Annotated in this window: 11 protein-coding genes and 3 pseudogenes; 4 read left to right on the top strand and 10 right to left on the bottom strand. The window is 38.9% G+C overall.

Annotation, left to right across the window (positions count from 1 at the left end):
- Positions 1-39: 39 nt before the first annotated feature.
- The 3 genes from FQT67_RS05360 to FQT67_RS05350 are packed head-to-tail and all read right to left on the bottom strand — an operon-like array spanning position 40 to position 3,751.
- Complete coding sequence (locus tag FQT67_RS05360) at positions 40-1,995, bottom strand: ABC transporter permease (protein ID WP_143936380.1); 1,956 nt, start codon at positions 1,993-1,995, stop codon at positions 40-42.
- A 1-nt stretch (position 1,996) separates the two neighbouring features.
- On the bottom strand, positions 1,997-2,749 hold the full coding sequence (locus tag FQT67_RS05355; protein WP_003057522.1) for an ABC transporter ATP-binding protein: 753 nt from the start codon (positions 2,747-2,749) through the stop codon (positions 1,997-1,999).
- Positions 2,750-2,785: 36 nt separating this feature from the next.
- A complete protein-coding gene (locus FQT67_RS05350; protein ID WP_143936379.1) occupies positions 2,786-3,751 on the bottom strand; it encodes a S41 family peptidase in 966 nt (321 codons plus the stop codon).
- Positions 3,752-3,916: 165 nt separating this feature from the next.
- Between FQT67_RS05350 and FQT67_RS05345 the strand changes: the two genes are divergently transcribed.
- Positions 3,917-4,399, top strand: coding sequence for a PASTA domain-containing protein (locus FQT67_RS05345; protein WP_003057532.1), 483 nt, complete (start codon positions 3,917-3,919; stop codon positions 4,397-4,399).
- 266 nt (positions 4,400-4,665) lie between these two features.
- The gene (citC, locus tag FQT67_RS05340; protein WP_046177260.1) at positions 4,666-5,718 is read left to right on the top strand and encodes a [citrate (pro-3S)-lyase] ligase; all 1,053 of its coding nucleotides are present in this window, start codon (positions 4,666-4,668) and stop codon (positions 5,716-5,718) included.
- Between the two features lie 137 nt (positions 5,719-5,855).
- Here citC and FQT67_RS05335 read toward each other — a convergent pair whose 3' ends face one another.
- The 6 genes and pseudogenes from FQT67_RS05335 to FQT67_RS05310 all read right to left on the bottom strand — a co-directional run bounded on the left by FQT67_RS05335 (position 5,856) and on the right by FQT67_RS05310 (position 12,453).
- Positions 5,856-7,253 carry an oxaloacetate decarboxylase subunit alpha gene (locus FQT67_RS05335; RefSeq protein WP_111679171.1) on the bottom strand — a complete coding sequence of 466 codons (1,398 nt, stop codon included), beginning with the start codon at positions 7,251-7,253 and terminating at the stop codon, positions 5,856-5,858.
- Positions 7,254-7,429: 176 nt separating this feature from the next.
- The gene (gene trmFO, locus FQT67_RS05330; RefSeq protein WP_046177259.1) at positions 7,430-8,776 is read right to left on the bottom strand and encodes a methylenetetrahydrofolate--tRNA-(uracil(54)-C(5))-methyltransferase (FADH(2)-oxidizing) TrmFO; all 1,347 of its coding nucleotides are present in this window, start codon (positions 8,774-8,776) and stop codon (positions 7,430-7,432) included.
- Positions 8,777-8,926: 150 nt separating this feature from the next.
- Positions 8,927-9,643 carry a DUF3307 domain-containing protein gene (locus FQT67_RS05325; RefSeq protein ID WP_046177258.1) on the bottom strand — a complete coding sequence of 239 codons (717 nt, stop codon included), beginning with the start codon at positions 9,641-9,643 and terminating at the stop codon, positions 8,927-8,929.
- Entirely contained in the window at positions 9,636-10,301 is a 666-nt protein-coding gene (locus FQT67_RS05320) for a SatD family protein (protein ID WP_003061859.1), read from the bottom strand. Before FQT67_RS05320 ends, FQT67_RS05325 begins: the two co-directional genes overlap by 8 nt.
- Before the next feature lie 104 nt (positions 10,302-10,405).
- A pseudogene (locus FQT67_RS05315) lies at positions 10,406-11,389 on the bottom strand (D-lactate dehydrogenase).
- A gap of 14 nt (positions 11,390-11,403) precedes the next feature.
- Positions 11,404-12,453: pseudogene (locus FQT67_RS05310) on the bottom strand (PTS sugar transporter subunit IIC).
- Between the two features lie 190 nt (positions 12,454-12,643).
- Here FQT67_RS05310 and FQT67_RS05305 point away from each other — a divergent pair.
- Together FQT67_RS05305 and FQT67_RS05300 are read left to right on the top strand one after the other, a co-directional pair.
- Positions 12,644-13,507, top strand: a complete 864-nt coding sequence (locus FQT67_RS05305; RefSeq protein ID WP_003059102.1) for an IS982-like element ISSpy2 family transposase — start codon at positions 12,644-12,646, stop codon at positions 13,505-13,507.
- A gap of 113 nt (positions 13,508-13,620) precedes the next feature.
- A pseudogene (locus tag FQT67_RS05300) lies at positions 13,621-14,504 on the top strand (LysR family transcriptional regulator).
- Between the two features lie 75 nt (positions 14,505-14,579).
- Here FQT67_RS05300 and topA read toward each other — a convergent pair.
- Complete coding sequence (gene topA / locus FQT67_RS05295; RefSeq protein ID WP_014612281.1) at positions 14,580-16,712, bottom strand: type I DNA topoisomerase; 2,133 nt, start codon at positions 16,710-16,712, stop codon at positions 14,580-14,582.
- Between the last annotated feature and the right edge of the window lie 29 nt (positions 16,713-16,741).

Raw genomic sequence — 16,741 nt, 5'->3', positions numbered from 1 at the left:
TTATTCTACCAAAAAAGTGGCGAAAAATCGCCACTTCTCCTATCTTTCAATAATCCGATAATAGGTTCGACTGGTCACTTTATAAATGATAAAGTAGAGGCAAATAATAATAGCGATGGTGGCTGCGCTGACGAGGTAGATGAGCACTGAGTCTAACACGCCAAATAATAATAACATCTGTCTGAGCATAACAAGTGCTGCACAGAAATGGACGACAGCTAAGGTAATCGGCATAAAGAAGACTAAAAGAATTTGTGAATTGATGGTCTTTTTCACCTGTTCTTTGCTCATCCCTACTTCTTGTAAAATCTTGTATGATTTTTGATCTTCATGACCTTCGGAATATTGCTTGTAATAAATAATGAGGGCTGCGCCAAGAATGAAACTAAAGCCAAGTAGGAATCCTGTAAAGAGGAAACCTCCTGAAAGGGCGTAGGTTCCCATAAGATAGTCTTCTTTTGTTTCTACATTACCAATAAATTGACCGTTATCACTGATGGTTCCCTTGTCATCTAGGAGGTTCGCTATTTCTTCTTTAGTAAGATTAGCGTAGGCAGTTATTGATGGTTCAAAGCCATAATGAGTCACTGTTTCAAATGTTTTTTGAATGTTATTTAAGGTAGCTTCATCACTAACCACCAAGACTCCAGGATTATAGGTATTGGCAGCTTCAGGGAAGTGAACGGTTTTGAGGTTAAGGACATTCTCGAAATGGTAGCCAAGTAAATCGAGTTCTTTTAGCTGGCTATCCCCTTTTTGTTTAAAGAAGGCGGTTTGACCTGTTTTTAATTGAGGGAGTTGATTTCCCAGAGAACGGAAGTCATCTTGAGTAACGAGGTAAACGAAACCAGTTTTGGCGATGTTAGGATGCATCACTTCCTTCTTGGTAACCACAATTTTAGATGCTCGAGAGATTTCAAATGATATCATGGTGTCTTTATAAATCAGAAAGTCAGATGCTTTTTTATCAATCTTGTCTAGGATAAGCTTTTGAAAAATCTCGTCTTGATGAGTTAGAGAAGGATTATCAAACGTAATTCTACTATTTCTTGGAAAAAGCTGTTCTGCCAATGATTCTGTGTTGGTATATAAGGCAGTTGTTGTTGCAATAGAAACAAACGCCATTACTGCTAAAATAGTGATATTAGCAAGTCCTACAGCATGTTGTTTCATTCTAAAAATCATTTGTGATGTGCTAACAAAATGTTCTGGCTGATAAAAGTAAGTCTTGTTTTGACGACGGCGTTTTAAATACCAAGTCATAAAGGAAATATAGAACAGATAAGTTCCAATAATGACAATGATAACGGCTATAAAGAAACGAATGATGGTTTCAAAAGCTGTTAATGTTGATGAAGTTAAGGAAATATAGTAACCAATACTTAGAGCAATAAGAGATAAAGCTGCCAACAAGAGGTTTCCTCGTGGTTCTTTTTCTCCTTTTTCCTTGTCTCGAAACAGCATTAAGGGAGAGGTTTTTTTGACCTTAACCAAGCCCACTAAGGCTAAGAAACCAAAAATGAACGCAAAAACAAGGGCTGTTAGGATAAATGCACTAATCTGAAATTGTAGGGTAAGATTAGGAGAATGAATCAAATTGACAAAAATCAAGTAAAAGAGGTGTGAGAAAACAGCTGATAAGAGACTTCCTACTCCTACTGTCACTAGATACATTAAAATAAGCTCGAGGTTAGAGATCCAACTGATTTGCTTTTTGGTCATGCCCAGCATGTTATAGAGACCGTATTCTCGACTTCTTTGATTGAGTAAAAAACGGTAACTGTAAACTTCCATGATGAGAGCAAATAAGACTAAGATCACAATGGCCAATCCTAGAAGCATTTTGCCATATCTCATATTTTCTGATATGGGACTCATGAGAATAATGAGGACAATGCAATTAAGCATATAGAGGACAGTACTGGCCAGTAAAAAAGGAGCTGACACGCTTAGAGAATTTTTCAGGTTATTCCATGCTAATTTGAGGTAAAACATCCTACTCACCTCCTAAAAGGCCTGTCATGGCAATGGAGATGTCTTTGTTGAAGTCTAAGTTGGTTTTATTGCCTCGATAGATTTGATGGAAAATACGGCCGTCTTTAATGAATAATACCCGCTTAGCATGGCTCGCAGCGTTTGCTGAATGGGTAACCATTAAAATAGTCTGACCGTCGTTATTAATGTCTTCAAACAGGTTGAGCAGTTCATCTGAATTACGATAGTCTAATGCGGCTGTGGGTTCATCAGCAAGCAACAATTGTGGATGTGTAATAAGACTTCGAGCAATGGCGACGCGTTGTTTTTGTCCGCCTGATAGTTCAAATGGTCGTTTGTCTAAAAGGGAATCAATGTGTAATTTAGGGGCAATTTGATTTAGTCGAGATTCCATTTCTTTGACAGGTCTACGATTTAGCACTAAAGGCAAGAAAATATTGTCTCGTACAGACAAGGTATCCAGCAAATTGAAATCTTGAAAAACAAATCCGAGATTTTGGAGACGAAAATCAGCAAGTTGACTTTCTTTGATTTTGGTAACATCGGTACCGTTTAAAAAGATGGAACCATTCGTTGGCTTCTCTAAAGTTGCTAAAATATTTAAGAGGGTTGTTTTTCCTGAGCCAGACTCACCCATGATGGCGATAAATTCCCCTTTGTCCACTTTAAAGTCAACATCTTGTAGGGCTCTCGTTTCTTCTTTAGAAAAGCGCGTGCGAAAGACTTTTTCGAGGTGATTAATTTCTAATAACATGATAAACTCCTTTGACAACCTTATGTCTATTATATCTTATTTTGTAACGTCTGATAGCCATACTTTGGCTTCAGTGAGTGGGTCTTTGCTTTCTCTATCAGGGAGGATTGGATTGTTTTCGTAGGCTTGTCCTTGACGGTTAATGACACGACTGCTAGTAATGACCAACAAGGCACCATCATATAAAGGGATAACATGGTTTCCAGTGGTGTAGCCAGCTGTTGCTTCTCCAAAAAATAGGGTATGTTCAAGTCCTTGAAAAGCAAAGGCGGTCATCTCTCCTGATGAGGCTGTGTAGCGATCAATAAGGACTGCAACAGGAACTTTTTGCTTGATAACGGATTGCTCCAACTGGAGATTCTCCTGATGACTCAATTCATGTCCGTTTAACTGTATGACCTGTTGATTATGGTATCTATCTTCAAAACGGAATAAGTCCCCATCTGGTAAAAGTCCTGATAGACCAATAAGCATCGGTGCCATATTGCCACCAGTATTGCCACGTAAGTCGACAATGATACCCTTGTATTTTTTAGTGAGAGGCTTGTTTAATTGATTGGCGTAAATTGTCATTGATTTTTTGTCTAGTGCTTCGATAGCAGGTACCTTGAGATAGAATAACCCATCATCTTCCGCTCGGATTTGCGGTTGAGGATGCTTCATTGAGCTTTTTTTAAAACTGGCCTTATTGATTAAACGAGAGTGTTTTCCTCCTGCTACGACCACTGCCTTCTGAAGTATTTGTTGCGCTTCTTTGTAAGACTTAGCTTTTTTTAACGCTTTGTGAGTTTCTTGACGTGTCTTGTTCCACTGCTCTCCTTGAGCATATAAGCCGAGTGTGTCTAAGCGTTCTAAGGCGATATCCCCATATTTTTGAACGCTGGGTGGAAATAGATAAAGGTTAAAGTTAGGTCCATAACGCTGAATCCCATAAAAAGCTATGCCTGTTATGATTAATAAGGGAATACCTAAAATGATTAATCCTTTGGAATACCGTTTCATCGGTCGGTCTCCTTTTCTTGTTTTGTAACTCTAGTTTACTCCAGAAAGGCAAGTAATAACCTTACAATGCTAATGAGCTAACTTACAGTTCTGTAAGGTTTATCGCATGCTATTTTCAGACATTTTGTTATAATAAAAGAAAGAAACGACTCGAGGAGAAAAGAGATGCCAAAGAAAATAAGCAAAGCTCTGGGAGCAGTTGGGAAATTGATGTCAATTATTCCTGACACCACTGAAATTATTGGAAAAACGATTGATAACAGTCGCCCAATTATCGAAAAACGGATGGAACAAAAACATGAAAGGGAGATGCAGCTACGCACGATAGATGATGTGGTCAATCTTCCTGTTGATCAGGCACAAGCTCATTTAGAAAAACTTGGCTTTGTAGTCGCAACTATACCTGCTAAGCCCCATAAAAAATGGCTTCACAGTAGCCTCAATGAAGTGGTTGCCATGTCTCCAAAATCTGGTAAACATAAGATAGGAAGCCTGGTTAAACTCTACTACATTACCGTTGATGTCTTAGAAAAAAGCCAAGACTTATTAGACCAAGAAACCTTACGGACTGTGGAACGCAATCAAAAACTTGCGGATACGTTTGAGTCTGTGAAACATATTCGTTTTCCTTTTAAAAAACATCGCTGATAAAAATAGACTAATCCATCTAAGGGTTAGTCTATTTTGGCTATAAGTGATAGTAGAGCGCTTCTGCTATACTTATAGTTTTGAAGTCTTAAGGATAGTATTTTTGCTGTTCTTAAGCCCAATGGGCTGATAAAATAGCTGTGAAATCATGTTATAATAAGCTTGACAAATTTTACGGGACTAATTAATTGATTGAGTTAGTAATGGATGGTTCGTAAATGAGTTGTTATGATATGATTTAATAAAACCATAGATAAGGAGAAGAAATGTCTCACTATACCATTTCAAAAGTCTTTCCTTCAGATAAAACGACAATGGCCAAAGTAAAGAACCTGCTTCATCAAGAAGGAATACGCTTAGATGCTCATTTAGATTATACTTGTGTTATTTTTAATGATTCTGGTGATGTCATTGCCACAGGTTCTTATTTTGGAAATAGTTTGCGCTGTCTTTGCGTTTCCCGAGCTTATCAAGGAGAAGGTCTTCTTAATAGAATTGTTAGTCATCTGATAGATGAAGAATATGCTATTGGTAACTTCCATCTTTTTGTCTATACTAAAACTTCCTCTACTGCTTTTTTCAAGGATCTTGGTTTTACTGAAATTGCTCATATTGATCATCATATTAGCTTTTTGGAAAATAAAAAAAATGGCTTCCAAAACTACCTAAATGATCTTGAGACTCCTGAGCACATAGGGGATAAGGTTGCTGCTATTGTTATCAACGCTAACCCCTTTACCTTAGGGCACCAATTTTTAGTGGAGAAAGCTGCAAGAGAAAATGATTGGGTTCATCTGTTTATGGTCAGTGAAGACCGCAGTCTAATTCCTTTTTCGGTGAGAAAGAGGTTGATTCAAGAAGGTCTAGCTCATCTTGATAATGTCATATATCATGAAACAGGTCCTTATTTGATTAGCCAAGCGACTTTCCCAGCCTATTTCCAAAAAGAAGACAATGACGTGATTAAGAGCCAAGCCTTACTAGATACGGCAATCTTTGTTGAAATTGCTCAGACCCTTCATATTCATAAAAGATACGTTGGAGAAGAGCCAACCAGCCGAGTAACTGCTATTTACAATGAAATCATGGCTCAGCAGTTGCAGCAAGCTGGTATCCTCCTAGATATTCTGCCAAGGAAAGCTATCAATCAGCAGCAAGATCCTATCAGTGCCTCAACGGCTAGGCAGGCATTGAAAGATAATGATTGGGAACTATTGGCAAAACTTCTTCCCAAAACGTCTTTGGATTATTTTCGTTCACCAGAAGCCCGTCCCATTATTGAAAAGATACAGTCCACTTCGTCTGTCAAACATTATTGAGATAAAAAACCTACCTGATTTTCAAAATCAGGTAGGTTTTTGGTATTATTCTTACAGCAAATACTTTTCACTAAGAAAAAACGCTTAGTTCCCCAACCAAGGAGATTAATGGTTAAGAGGATTAGCTATTTTCTCTGTTAGTCTTGAATGTCCAGTTGTACAGTAACTTCTTGAACCGGAACATCATAGAAAGAATCTTCACGGCGTCCCAAGAAATCTCTGGCTTGCTGTGGGAAGCTTGCATAGCTTAGCACGTCTTCTTCTGAACGAGCGTATTGAGCAATCTCGTCACGCAGATAAATCATTTGAGGCTCGATTAGGTCGGCTGGTCTGCAAGTAATGACTGCTTCGTCACCAATGATTTTCTCTTTGATACCTTCTGCTAATGGCGCTGGTGATTGACCGTATAGCCCTCGAACATAGTCTTTGATTTCATTTGGAACTACCTTGTAGCGTTCCCCTGAGATGATATTCATCAAGGCCTGTGTTCCAACCATTTGTGATAATGGCGTTACGAGTGGCGGATACCCAAGATCAGCCCTTACTTTAGGTACTTCTGCTAAGACTTCTTCGTATTTATCAGCTAGGCCTTGCTCGGTTAATTGGCTCAATAGGTTTGATAGCATGCCACCTGGAACTTGGTAAATCAATGTTTTTGGCTCAGTGTCTTTGACTTTGGGATTTAAAATCCCTGTCTCTCGGTAATGGTCACGAATGGTATTGAAATATTCTGCAACTTTGGCTACCTCTTGCATATCCAAGCCTGTGTCAAAGCCTAAATCCGTCAAGGCAATCGCCATTGATTCTGTGGCAGGCTGACTGGTTCCCCCTGAAAAAGAGGAAATCGCTGTATCAATAATATCAGCTCCTGCTTCTGCCACTTTTAAGTAAGTCATTTCTGAAATACCGCTGGTTGCATGGGTATGCACAATAAGAGGTAAGTTAGTAATGGCTTTGATACCAGCTACCAATTCTTTAGCCGCTTTGGGGGTTAGAATACCAGCCATATCTTTGATACAGATAGAATCAGCGCCCATCTCAACCAATTCTTTTACCAAAGAAAGGTAATAGTCCAGAGTGTGTACAGGGCTGGTCGTGTAGGCAATACACAGTTGAGCTTCTTTACCCGTTTTTTTGACAGCCGATAACGCTTGACGAATATTTCGTGGGTCATTTAAGGCATCAAAAATACGGAAAACATCAATCCCATTTTGAGCCGATAAGCTAATAAATTTGTCAACGATGTCATCTGCGTAATGACGATAGCCTAAAAGATTTTGGCCTCTCAATAACATCTGTAAGCGTGTATTAGGTAAGCCTTTTTTTAACGTGCGCAGCCTTTCCCAAGGGTCTTCATTTAAAAAACGAATACAAGCATCAAACGTGGCCCCTCCCCAACATTCTAGGGAATAGTAACCAATCTTGTCTAATATAGGAAGAACTGGGAGCATGTCCTCGATAGGTAGACGCGTTGCCATCAAACTTTGATGACCGTCTCGTAAAACTGTCTCCGTTATTGCGACTTGCTGCTGCATGCTAAAACCTCCAAACTAAATCAACTAATGAGTACTATTCATTATATAATATTGCCCTTAGCGACCATAGCCCATTCATGTATTTTTTGTGCATTCTTTTGCATAGTTAGCGCTCAAATCAGCAAGTAAAAAAGTCCTCTTCAGCAACTCAACTGAAAAGGAACTCTTTTTTAGTGTTAAAGCGACGCTAAGCAGGTGTCTAAGTCTGCCAAAGCACGACTAGCAATAGCTTCATAACGTTCTTTTTTGTCACGAATGCGTGGGCCTTCTAACTCTTTGATAATGCCAAAGTTGACGTTCATTGGTTGGAAATGCTTACTCTCGGCATGAGTCACATAATGAGGCAAGCTACCAATAGCTGTTGTCTGAGGAAAAACAAGCGCTTCTTCTCCTCTGAACAAACGGGCTGCATTAATACCTGCTACCAAACCTGAAGCTGCTGATTCGACATAACCTTCAACTCCAGTCATTTGACCTGCGAAGAAAAGATTTGGATTGTTACGAGATTGGAAGGTTTCGGCTAAAAGATTTGGTGAATCCATATAGGAATTGCGGTGCATGACGCCGTAGCGGACAAACTCAGCATTTTCAAGCCCTGGAATCATTTGGAAAACACGCTTTTGCTCACCCCATTTGAGGTGCGTTTGGAAACCAACGATATTATAAAGGCTTCCAGCTGCATTATCTTGACGCAATTGCACAACAGCATATGGCGTTTTAAATTCTCCATCGCGAGGACCTGTATAGTCATCTGGATATTCCAATCCAACGGGTTTCATAGGTCCATAAAGCATGGTTTTAATGCCACGTTTAGCCATAACTTCAATCGGCATACAGCCCTCAAAATACTTTTCTTTTTCAAAAGAATTCAGCGGTGCTTCTTCTGCGTTTGTTAGTGCATCATGGAAAGCCATGAATTCTTCCTTGGTCATAGGGCAGTTGAGGTAAGCAGCTTCGCCTTTATCGTAGCGAGATTTAAGGTAAACCTTGCTCATATCAATGGTAGATTTATCAATGATAGGCGCTGCTGCATCGTAAAAATAGAATCCGTCGCCACCATTTAGCGTGTGAATTTTTTCTGCCAAGGCATCTGAAGTCAATGGACCCGTCGCGATAACCGTAATGGCATCATTAGGAATTTCTGTGATTTCATCACGAATGACCTCAATGAGAGGATGATTTTCCAACTCTGCAGTGACACTCTCTGCATACCCCTCACGGTCAACAGCCATTGCTCCTCCAGCAGGTACACGATTAGCTTCACCATTACGCATAATAATGGAATCCAAGCGACGCATTTCTTCTTTGAGAAGACCGACTGCATTGGTTAAGCTATCACCACGAAATGAGTTGGAACAGACCAATTCGGCAAAATTAGTGGTTTTATGTTGCGGTGTTGCTTTGACACCACGCATTTCATACAATTTAACGGGGATACCGCGCTTAGCAATCTGATAGGCAGCTTCAGAACCAGCTAGCCCAGCTCCAATAACATTAATATAAGTTGCAGTTGATTGAGACAAGTCACTAATACCTCTTCGGGAATGACATCTCTTAGATGACAGACCCACAAATCTTTCTAATGTAGTTACCTGACTTATTATAACAGAAATAAGAAGAAAGAAAAAGAAAGAGACTAAGCGTTAGCCTCTTTCTATGGGAACCCTTTTCGACTAGAAGAAACAAATCCATGCTGCGATAAAAACACTGAGAATACTAAATAAAGACCCAATCAGGTAGTATTCTGCAAAAGCTGGACTTTCCGAAATTTTATTGTAGCGAGCAATAGATTTAGCGGTAAAGACCAGACCTATTGAAGCAAATTGCCCCATGATCATACACACACCAATAACAATTCTCTCTAGAATTCCTATGGTAGCCCCCGCTCCTATGATCGTGTCCATTTTTTCTCCTTGGTCAGGCTGGTATTTGCTGAAAAAGAGTTTAAAGACAATATTAGTTGGTTTGGTAATGAGTAGGATAAATAAAACGGTCATCAAAATAGGTATCGGAAGCCAATTAGGCAAGGTCACCCGTGCTAATCTTAGCCCAGCAAATGAACTAATAGCGATATGTAAGCATTGATCCAGCAGAAAAATCCACTCTCTTTTCCATTTTAGAGAGTTAGCCACCTGTGGCTTTAGCCAGTCAATAAGCGCGTGACTTATCATAACCAAAAGGCTCATCAACCATGCTTGTGGGATAATGAGAGTTAAACAAATTAGGGGAATGCTAACTCCAATCAAGTGGTAACCTAAATAAGTCACATGTTTTTCTTTTAAATCAGCTACTTGCTGACTTTGTAACTGGTAGTCTGATAACACATGACAAATGAGAAACAGGGTAAGGGTAGGGGTTTGAGCTAGGTAGTGAGAGACACCATTAATCATCAGCTTCCTCCTTGATTTGTTTGAGACAGTTTAGTGCACTCTGCCGTGTTCTCAGATAAATTTTAACATGACTACTTTTTAGACGTTTTGACAAAGCGCTAGAGCTAAGAGATAATTGCTTTCCTAATCGTTGTTGATCAAAGTATTCTTCATAAATACCCAAATCTAAAAGCGTGTCAAAAATTTCCCATTGACTAGCTCGCCAGTTGGCTTTAATAGCATCTCCAGCTGCTAGTAAACTGTTTAATACATCATCTTGGTTGTGATGACCAGTCCGAAGAGCTAATGTAGTATTACCATAATCATTTTTTTGATGAATATAACGAATAGCCTCACGAGCATGCCAATAAGCAGGTCCATCAGCCCCAATACTAATATCAGGATTGATGTCTGTTAAAATAGAACCTACTCCTACTCCAAATCGAATAGGGATATCCATGTGATGATTAATCAAATCAATCAGATGGAAAATAGGAGTATCCACCTGAAAAAGTCCTTGAAATTCATCTCCCAACGTTAGGGATAATTTAGAAATAATATAAGGAGCAAAGGTTTTGTTGAGGTCGTCTAAATAAGCTGCTAAAGTTTTTTGAACTTTGGAACGATCCGTCAATTGTTTGGACTGGATAATATCTCCAATAAGCGCTATATATGTCATAAGGGTCCCCTTTCTTACAGTCTATTATAACGGACTAATACAAAAAAGTCCATTATAAAGGAATTTTTAGAATTATTCCTTTATAATGGACGTCAAATCAGTTATTAGTTAACACGAGTTGTCGTTGTCCCAGTTTTGATAATCTCTACTGTAGCATTAAGGGCACCTTCAACTAGGTTTTTAACGGCTTCATCAGTATAATGAGGTGTATAAATAACCTTAGGATGGTTAATCAAAGCTTTAAATAGTGAATCTGTAATTTCTTGACCTTCAAAATTCTTAGGTATATAAGGTCCTTCAAATTCGTAAGTGTCAATACCAGCTCCGCTCAGTAAGCCTGCATCCAAAGCATCCAGTAAATCTTGCGTCTCAATGAGGGCACCACGCGCCATATTCATCAAAATAGCCCCTTTTTTGAATGATTTAAATAAATCAGCATTGAAAAGGTGTGTGTTCTCTGCAGTTGGTGGCATGTGTAAGGAAACAAGATCAGCATCTTTAATCGCTTCTTCTACAGATTCCTTATAGTCCAAGACAGCTTTGGCAGCATCGCTTTGGTAAATATCATATCCAACGACCTTGCAGCCAAAACCTTTAAAGATTTTAGCAGTAGCTAGACCAATACGTCCAGTTCCGATAATCGCAACTGTCATATCACCTAAAACACGGCTGCGGATAGGGAGTCCTCAAGTGAAATTTTGTTTTTTAACATTTTCACGAATCAACTCCACATGACGAATTAAATTAAGGGCAATAGTAACCGTAAATTCTGCAATGGATTCTGGAGAATAGCTAGGAACATTTGTGATAATAATGTCATTTTCGGTGGCCAAATCAAGGTTATACATATCGACACCAGCACTGCGCTGAGCGATTTGTTTAATCCCCATTTCCTTTAAGAGAGGATAAATCGCATCATCTAAAGGACCAATTTGGGCATTGGCAATCCCGTCAAAGCCTTCAGCTTCTTTAACCGTTTCAGGAGTTAAGGGAGACTCCATCAAGGAAATCTCAATCCCATTGTCATCAGCCCATTTTTTTGCTAAGACTGCTTCTTCGCCTCTAACATTATATAATTTTAATTTCATCAAAAGTTCCTTTCTTAGATATCAAGTTTGTAATCCATTGGATCAATCACTTTAAGCACCTTAATAAAGAGGTAGTTAAAGATCATATTAAGCACAATGGGTGCCCCTACAAAAATGATAATGATAAGTAGAATATTTACTGGAGATCATCCGCCTTTAGCTAAATTAAGGGCATTGATAGGTCCGATCAAACCACTAATTCCAAAGCCTGCACTAGCAGGTGTTCCTTGAATATTAAAGATAGCACCAATAACACCAAGTACAGCTGCAGAACATAACATTGGCAACATGATTTTTGGTTTTGATAAAACGTTGGCCATTGAAATTTTCGGTGATCCCAAGACGTGAGCAAGTGAAGTTCCTTTTGAATTAACAGCCCAACCTGCTAAGCAAAGTCCAAAGCTTGCGGCACAAATACCTAAGTTTGCAGCACCTGAACCAATACCAGATAAGTTAATCGCAAGAGCAATTCCTACCGTTGTAATTGGAGAAACAATAAGGAAGCAGAAAATCATAGCAATAAGGAGAGATATCAAAATAGGTTGTAAACCAAGTAGAGACGCAATTCCCTGACCAATCATGGTTGTAATCATCTTCACGTATGGCAACAAGACACGTCCAACAAGTAAAAGAGTTACTGTTGGGACAATAATTAGTGTGAATGATTTAGTCTTATCAGAGAGAAATTGAATCAACAAAACCCCTAAAGCTGCTGTAATTCCCATGTTGATGATATCACCAGTTCCTTGCATGGTGATAACACCGTTAGCAAAATTAGGTGATCCACCTGCAAATATAACAGCAAGACCTAACGAAGCAGATTGAATGGGGTTAAATTTGAAGTTCATGCCGACAAACATCCCGATAACGAGCCCCATTAAGGTGGTTGCAATAGCTGTTGCAGCAATCAAAGTGCCAAAACCACTCCACATTGGCAAAAGTGCCTTCATCAATTCTCCTAGGATTGCTCCTGGAATGAGAACAACTACTGTTCCCATGGCTAAACCATTTAGCACATTCATGGTAAATGATTTTGGTGTTTGTTTTATAACCTCTTTGGACATCAAAATGGCCTCCTAAAAATATTAAATATTGTTTGTGATTTCACTAACTAAATATAGCACATTGAAACTAAAAAGAAAAATTGCAAAAAATTATAGAACTATACTCGTGGTGCTAGTTAATGTCAGAATACAACAAAAAGCCCAAAAGGACTATACTGTAAGTGTTCAAACAAACAGGAGGTTAGCCCCAATGAGCCACTTACAGTATACCGCTAAATCCCATCACTTACAATGGAATGTCACACAATTATCTACGATTTGCCATCAGCTATATCGTGATTATTGTCCAGAAGGCTTAAAACACCGTCGTAACATTAGCTTGTCCAAGGTCTCAGATGAGTCTCTACTAGTCTTGCTTGTCTTGCAAGCTGAATTAGGTATTAAGTCACAACGGCATTTTTATCGTATCTGTCAACTCTTTCCTTGCGGTCATCTCCTTGAAAGAAGTCGTTTTAATCGACGAGCAAGACAATTAATTTGGTTAGTCCAAGTCATTAGACAAGCTATGAATGCTCGAATTTCTCCTGATACAATAGTCATCATTGACAGTTTTTCTCTACCACTTTGTCAACCTGTCCGTAATCATAGAGCCCATATTTTTAAAGGAGTGGCTGATATTGGTTATAACACCTCTAAGCACCTGTGGTTCTATGGGTTCAAAGTCCACACGTTAGTGACTTTATCAGGCTATATTCTGAACTATGTTGTCACACCAGCTTCTGTTCATGATATTAAAGCGGTTCACGAGTTATTAGAAGAATGTGACCAGTCCATCATTTTAGCAGACTTGGGCTACCTTAGCCGTGAGCTGAAAAATAATCTGGAACAAAAAGGCTATCAGCTATGGACACCCTTGCGTCAAAATATGACAGGGGCTAAACAGCATAATCATTGGAGAGTGATGGCTATGAGACGAACTATTGAAACTCGATTTTCAGAACTTTGTTCCCTTTTTGATATAGAACACACACTGACTAGAGGAGTTACAGGATTACAATTGAGAATCGAACAAATTATCCTTGCTTATAATCTGAAATACGTTGAGTTTAACTAGCACCACGAGTATAACTATAACTATAACTCTGACTAATAGTTCTTATCAATGTCAAAAAATCATAGGGTTAGGGGCAAATATGATATACTAGAGCTTAAAGAAAAGGATCTACTATGGATATTAGACAATTAACCTATTTTATTGCAGTTGCTGAAACAAAAAATTATTCCCACGCTGCTAAAAGTTTGTTTGTGACGCAACCTACTCTTTCTCAATCAATTAAAAGGCTAGAGTCCGAGTTGAACACGACGCTTTTTACACAAAGTGGTCGGTAGCTATTACTAACCGAAGCTGGAGATATTCTTTATCACAAAGGCAAAGACCTTGTGGATGACTTTAATCAAATTGTTGCGGATATTCAACAATTAAACCAAGAAAAAAAGAGATGATTCGTGTTGGATTAACGTCACTGTTTGCTATACAATTCATGAAACAAATTTCAACCTTTATGGCTACTCACTCAAATGTTGAAGTATCACTTATACAGGATGGTTCTCGCAAATTACAAGAATTATTGTCCCAAGGGAAAATTGATATTGGTCTTCTCTCCTTTCCAAGTATTCGAAAGGATATTACCATTGAGCCATTACAAACATCCACAAAAGGCTGTAAGATCAGTATCGTTCTCCCCAAACAGCACCCTTTGGCGCAACACCCTCAGTTAAAACTTAAAGATTTAAAAGGCTATAAGATTGCTTCTTTAAACGATCACTACATGCTAGGCGAAATGCTTCCTAGAAAATGCCGAGCTCTTGGTTTTGAACCAGATATTGTCTTTAAACACAATGATTGGAAAGTTCTTATTCATAGTTTGCACGATTTGAATGCCTTGACTATCCTCCCGAGTGATTTTGAGAGCCTTAATCAGGTAGATAACTTAGTTTGGATCCCTTTGCAAGACAAAAATGATTTTTACCCTATTGGGATTGCTTACCGAGATGATGCGAGTTTCAGTCCAGTTATTGAGGAATTTTTAAGCCTTTTAAAAACGAACTAGCGATTTGTGTAGTTAAAAATTCCTTTATAAACAAAGAAAGAATTGGAACAAGACAAGGAGTTCCAATTCTTTCTTTTATTTGATTTTTTCTTCTTTGTAATCACACGTTTCATTGCTACAAACCACTTGTTTGCCGCCACCACGTACTTTCTTTTCAACCAAATAGTCACCAGACTTAGGACAGTCACGTCCAACTGGTAAATCCCAAGAAGTGAAGTCACATTCTGGGTAGCGATCACAACCATAAAAGATCCGATTGCGCTTAGTTTTTCGTTCAATGACTTGTCCCTTATGACAAATGGGACAGGTAACACCGATTTCTTTAGTGATGGCTTTTGTATTACGACACTCAGGGAAGTTGCTGCACGCGTAAAATTTCCCAAAACGTCCTAACTTAATGACCATTGGGTGGCCACAAACATCACAGTCAAAACCAGCTGGCTCATCTTTGATTTGAATCTTTTCAATTTCAGACTCAGCCTTATTCAATTCTTTGACAAAGGGTTGATAGAATTGATCGATGACATGTTGCCATTCTTCTTCACCGATTTCAACTTGATCTAGCTTACCTTCCATCTCGGCAGTAAAGGCAACATCAACAATATCTGGGAAAAATTCGACAATAAGCTTGTTGACAATTTCCCCAAGCTCAGTTGGCTCAAAGCGCTTAGCAGATAATTTAACATAGTACCTGCGTTGAATCACTTCTAAGGTTGGGGCATAAGTTGATGGTCGACCGACCCCATTTTCTTCTAAAGTTTTAATCAGAGTTGCTTCGGAGTAGCGAGCCGGAGGTTGCGTGAAGTGCTGTTCTGGAGAAGTTGATACCTTTTTAACGGTTTCTCCTTCTTCCATTTCAGGTAACATTTTGTTTTTATCTGAGTCATTGTAAACAGCCATATAACCGTCAAATTTCATTTGGCTTCCATTGGCAACAAAAAGCACGCCATTTTGCTCCAAATTCACCTTTACGGTATCAAAAACAGCTGCTGTCATTTGGCTAGCCACAAAACGATTCCAAATCAGAGTATAAAGTTTTAACTGATCCTTGTTAAGGTATTTGGCAATAGCTTCTGGTGTATGATTGACGCTAGATGGACGAATAGCCTCGTGAGCATCTTGGGCACCACTGGTATTTTTGACACGATTCCCATGTTTAGAATAATTAGCTCCAAAACGATTACTGATAAATTGGGCAGCATCATTTTGCGCTACAGGACTAATCCGTGTAGAATCAGTACGCATATAGGTAATTAAACCTTGAGTTCCGTTTTCTCCTAAATGAATCCCCTCATACAGTTGTTGGGCTACCATCATGGTTTTACGCGTTCTGAAATTGATTTTATTAGCAGCATCTTGTTGTAGAGAAGAGGTCGTATAAGGTAATGGGGCATTTCGACGGCGCTCTTTTTTCTCAACCTTACTAACCAAGAAATCATCACCTTTTAATTTAGCAAGAACTGCTTTAACGTCATCATTGTTGGAAAGTTTCATCTTCTTGCCATCAAGACCGTAAAAACTTGCTTGAAACTTCTTGGTTCCTTTTTTGAAGAGGCCATCAATAGACCAGTATTCTTCTGGAACAAAGGCTTTGATTTCATTTTCACGGTCAATGATGAGTTTTAAAGCAACCGACTGGACACGTCCTGCTGAAAGACCTTTTTTGACCTTTTTCCAAAGAATAGGTGAGATGGAGTAACCTACAATACGGTCCAAGACGCGACGGGCTTGTTGAGAATCCACTAAGTTCATGTCAATTTGACGAGGTTCCACAAAAGCATTTTTCACCGCATCTTTGGTAATTTCATTGAAAACCACTCGGTTTTTATCTTCAGGATCGAGTCCTAGAATATGTGACAAATGCCAAGAAATAGCCTCTCCCTCACGGTCCGGGTCACTTGCCAAGTAAACGTTTTTAGCAGCTTTGGCTTCTTTTTTCAAAGAATTGATAAGGGGGCCCTTACCACGGATATTAATGTATTGTGGCTCATAATTATTATCAAAATCAATAGACATAGAGGATTTTTTTAAGTCACGAATATGCCCTACTGAAGCGACAACTTTATAACTGCGTCCAAGATATTTTTCAATAGTCTTAGCTTTGGCAGGTGATTCAACAATAACAAGATTTTTCTTTGCTGCTGATTTCTTTTTAGTGGTAGACTTTTTAGTCCCCGTTTTCGGCTTAGTTGTAGTTTTTGTTCCCAATTCGACACACTTCCTATAACAGTTTGCTT

The organism is Streptococcus sp. NCTC 11567 (assembly GCF_902141215.1).
In the GTDB taxonomy this organism is placed as follows: domain Bacteria; phylum Bacillota; class Bacilli; order Lactobacillales; family Streptococcaceae; genus Streptococcus; species Streptococcus dysgalactiae.
Note: the sequence above shows the minus strand (reverse complement) of the source record. Positions and strands in the feature narration are given on the sequence as shown.

What these genes read in the sequence shown, in the direction of transcription:
- FQT67_RS05360 (WP_143936380.1), bottom strand. Translation starts at nt 1,995, where the DNA reads ATGTTTTACCTCAAATTAGCATGGAATAACCTGAAAAATTCTCTAAGC.
- FQT67_RS05355 (WP_003057522.1), bottom strand. Translation starts at nt 2,749, where the DNA reads ATGTTATTAGAAATTAATCACCTCGAAAAAGTCTTTCGCACGCGCTTT.
- FQT67_RS05350 (WP_143936379.1), bottom strand. Translation starts at nt 3,751, where the DNA reads ATGAAACGGTATTCCAAAGGATTAATCATTTTAGGTATTCCCTTATTA.
- FQT67_RS05345 (WP_003057532.1), top strand. Translation starts at nt 3,917, where the DNA reads ATGCCAAAGAAAATAAGCAAAGCTCTGGGAGCAGTTGGGAAATTGATG.
- citC (WP_046177260.1), top strand. Translation starts at nt 4,666, where the DNA reads ATGTCTCACTATACCATTTCAAAAGTCTTTCCTTCAGATAAAACGACA.
- FQT67_RS05335 (WP_111679171.1), bottom strand. Translation starts at nt 7,253, where the DNA reads ATGCAGCAGCAAGTCGCAATAACGGAGACAGTTTTACGAGACGGTCAT.
- FQT67_RS05325 (WP_046177258.1), bottom strand. Translation starts at nt 9,643, where the DNA reads ATGATTAATGGTGTCTCTCACTACCTAGCTCAAACCCCTACCCTTACC.
- FQT67_RS05320 (WP_003061859.1), bottom strand. Translation starts at nt 10,301, where the DNA reads ATGACATATATAGCGCTTATTGGAGATATTATCCAGTCCAAACAATTG.
- FQT67_RS05305 (WP_003059102.1), top strand. Translation starts at nt 12,644, where the DNA reads ATGAGCCACTTACAGTATACCGCTAAATCCCATCACTTACAATGGAAT.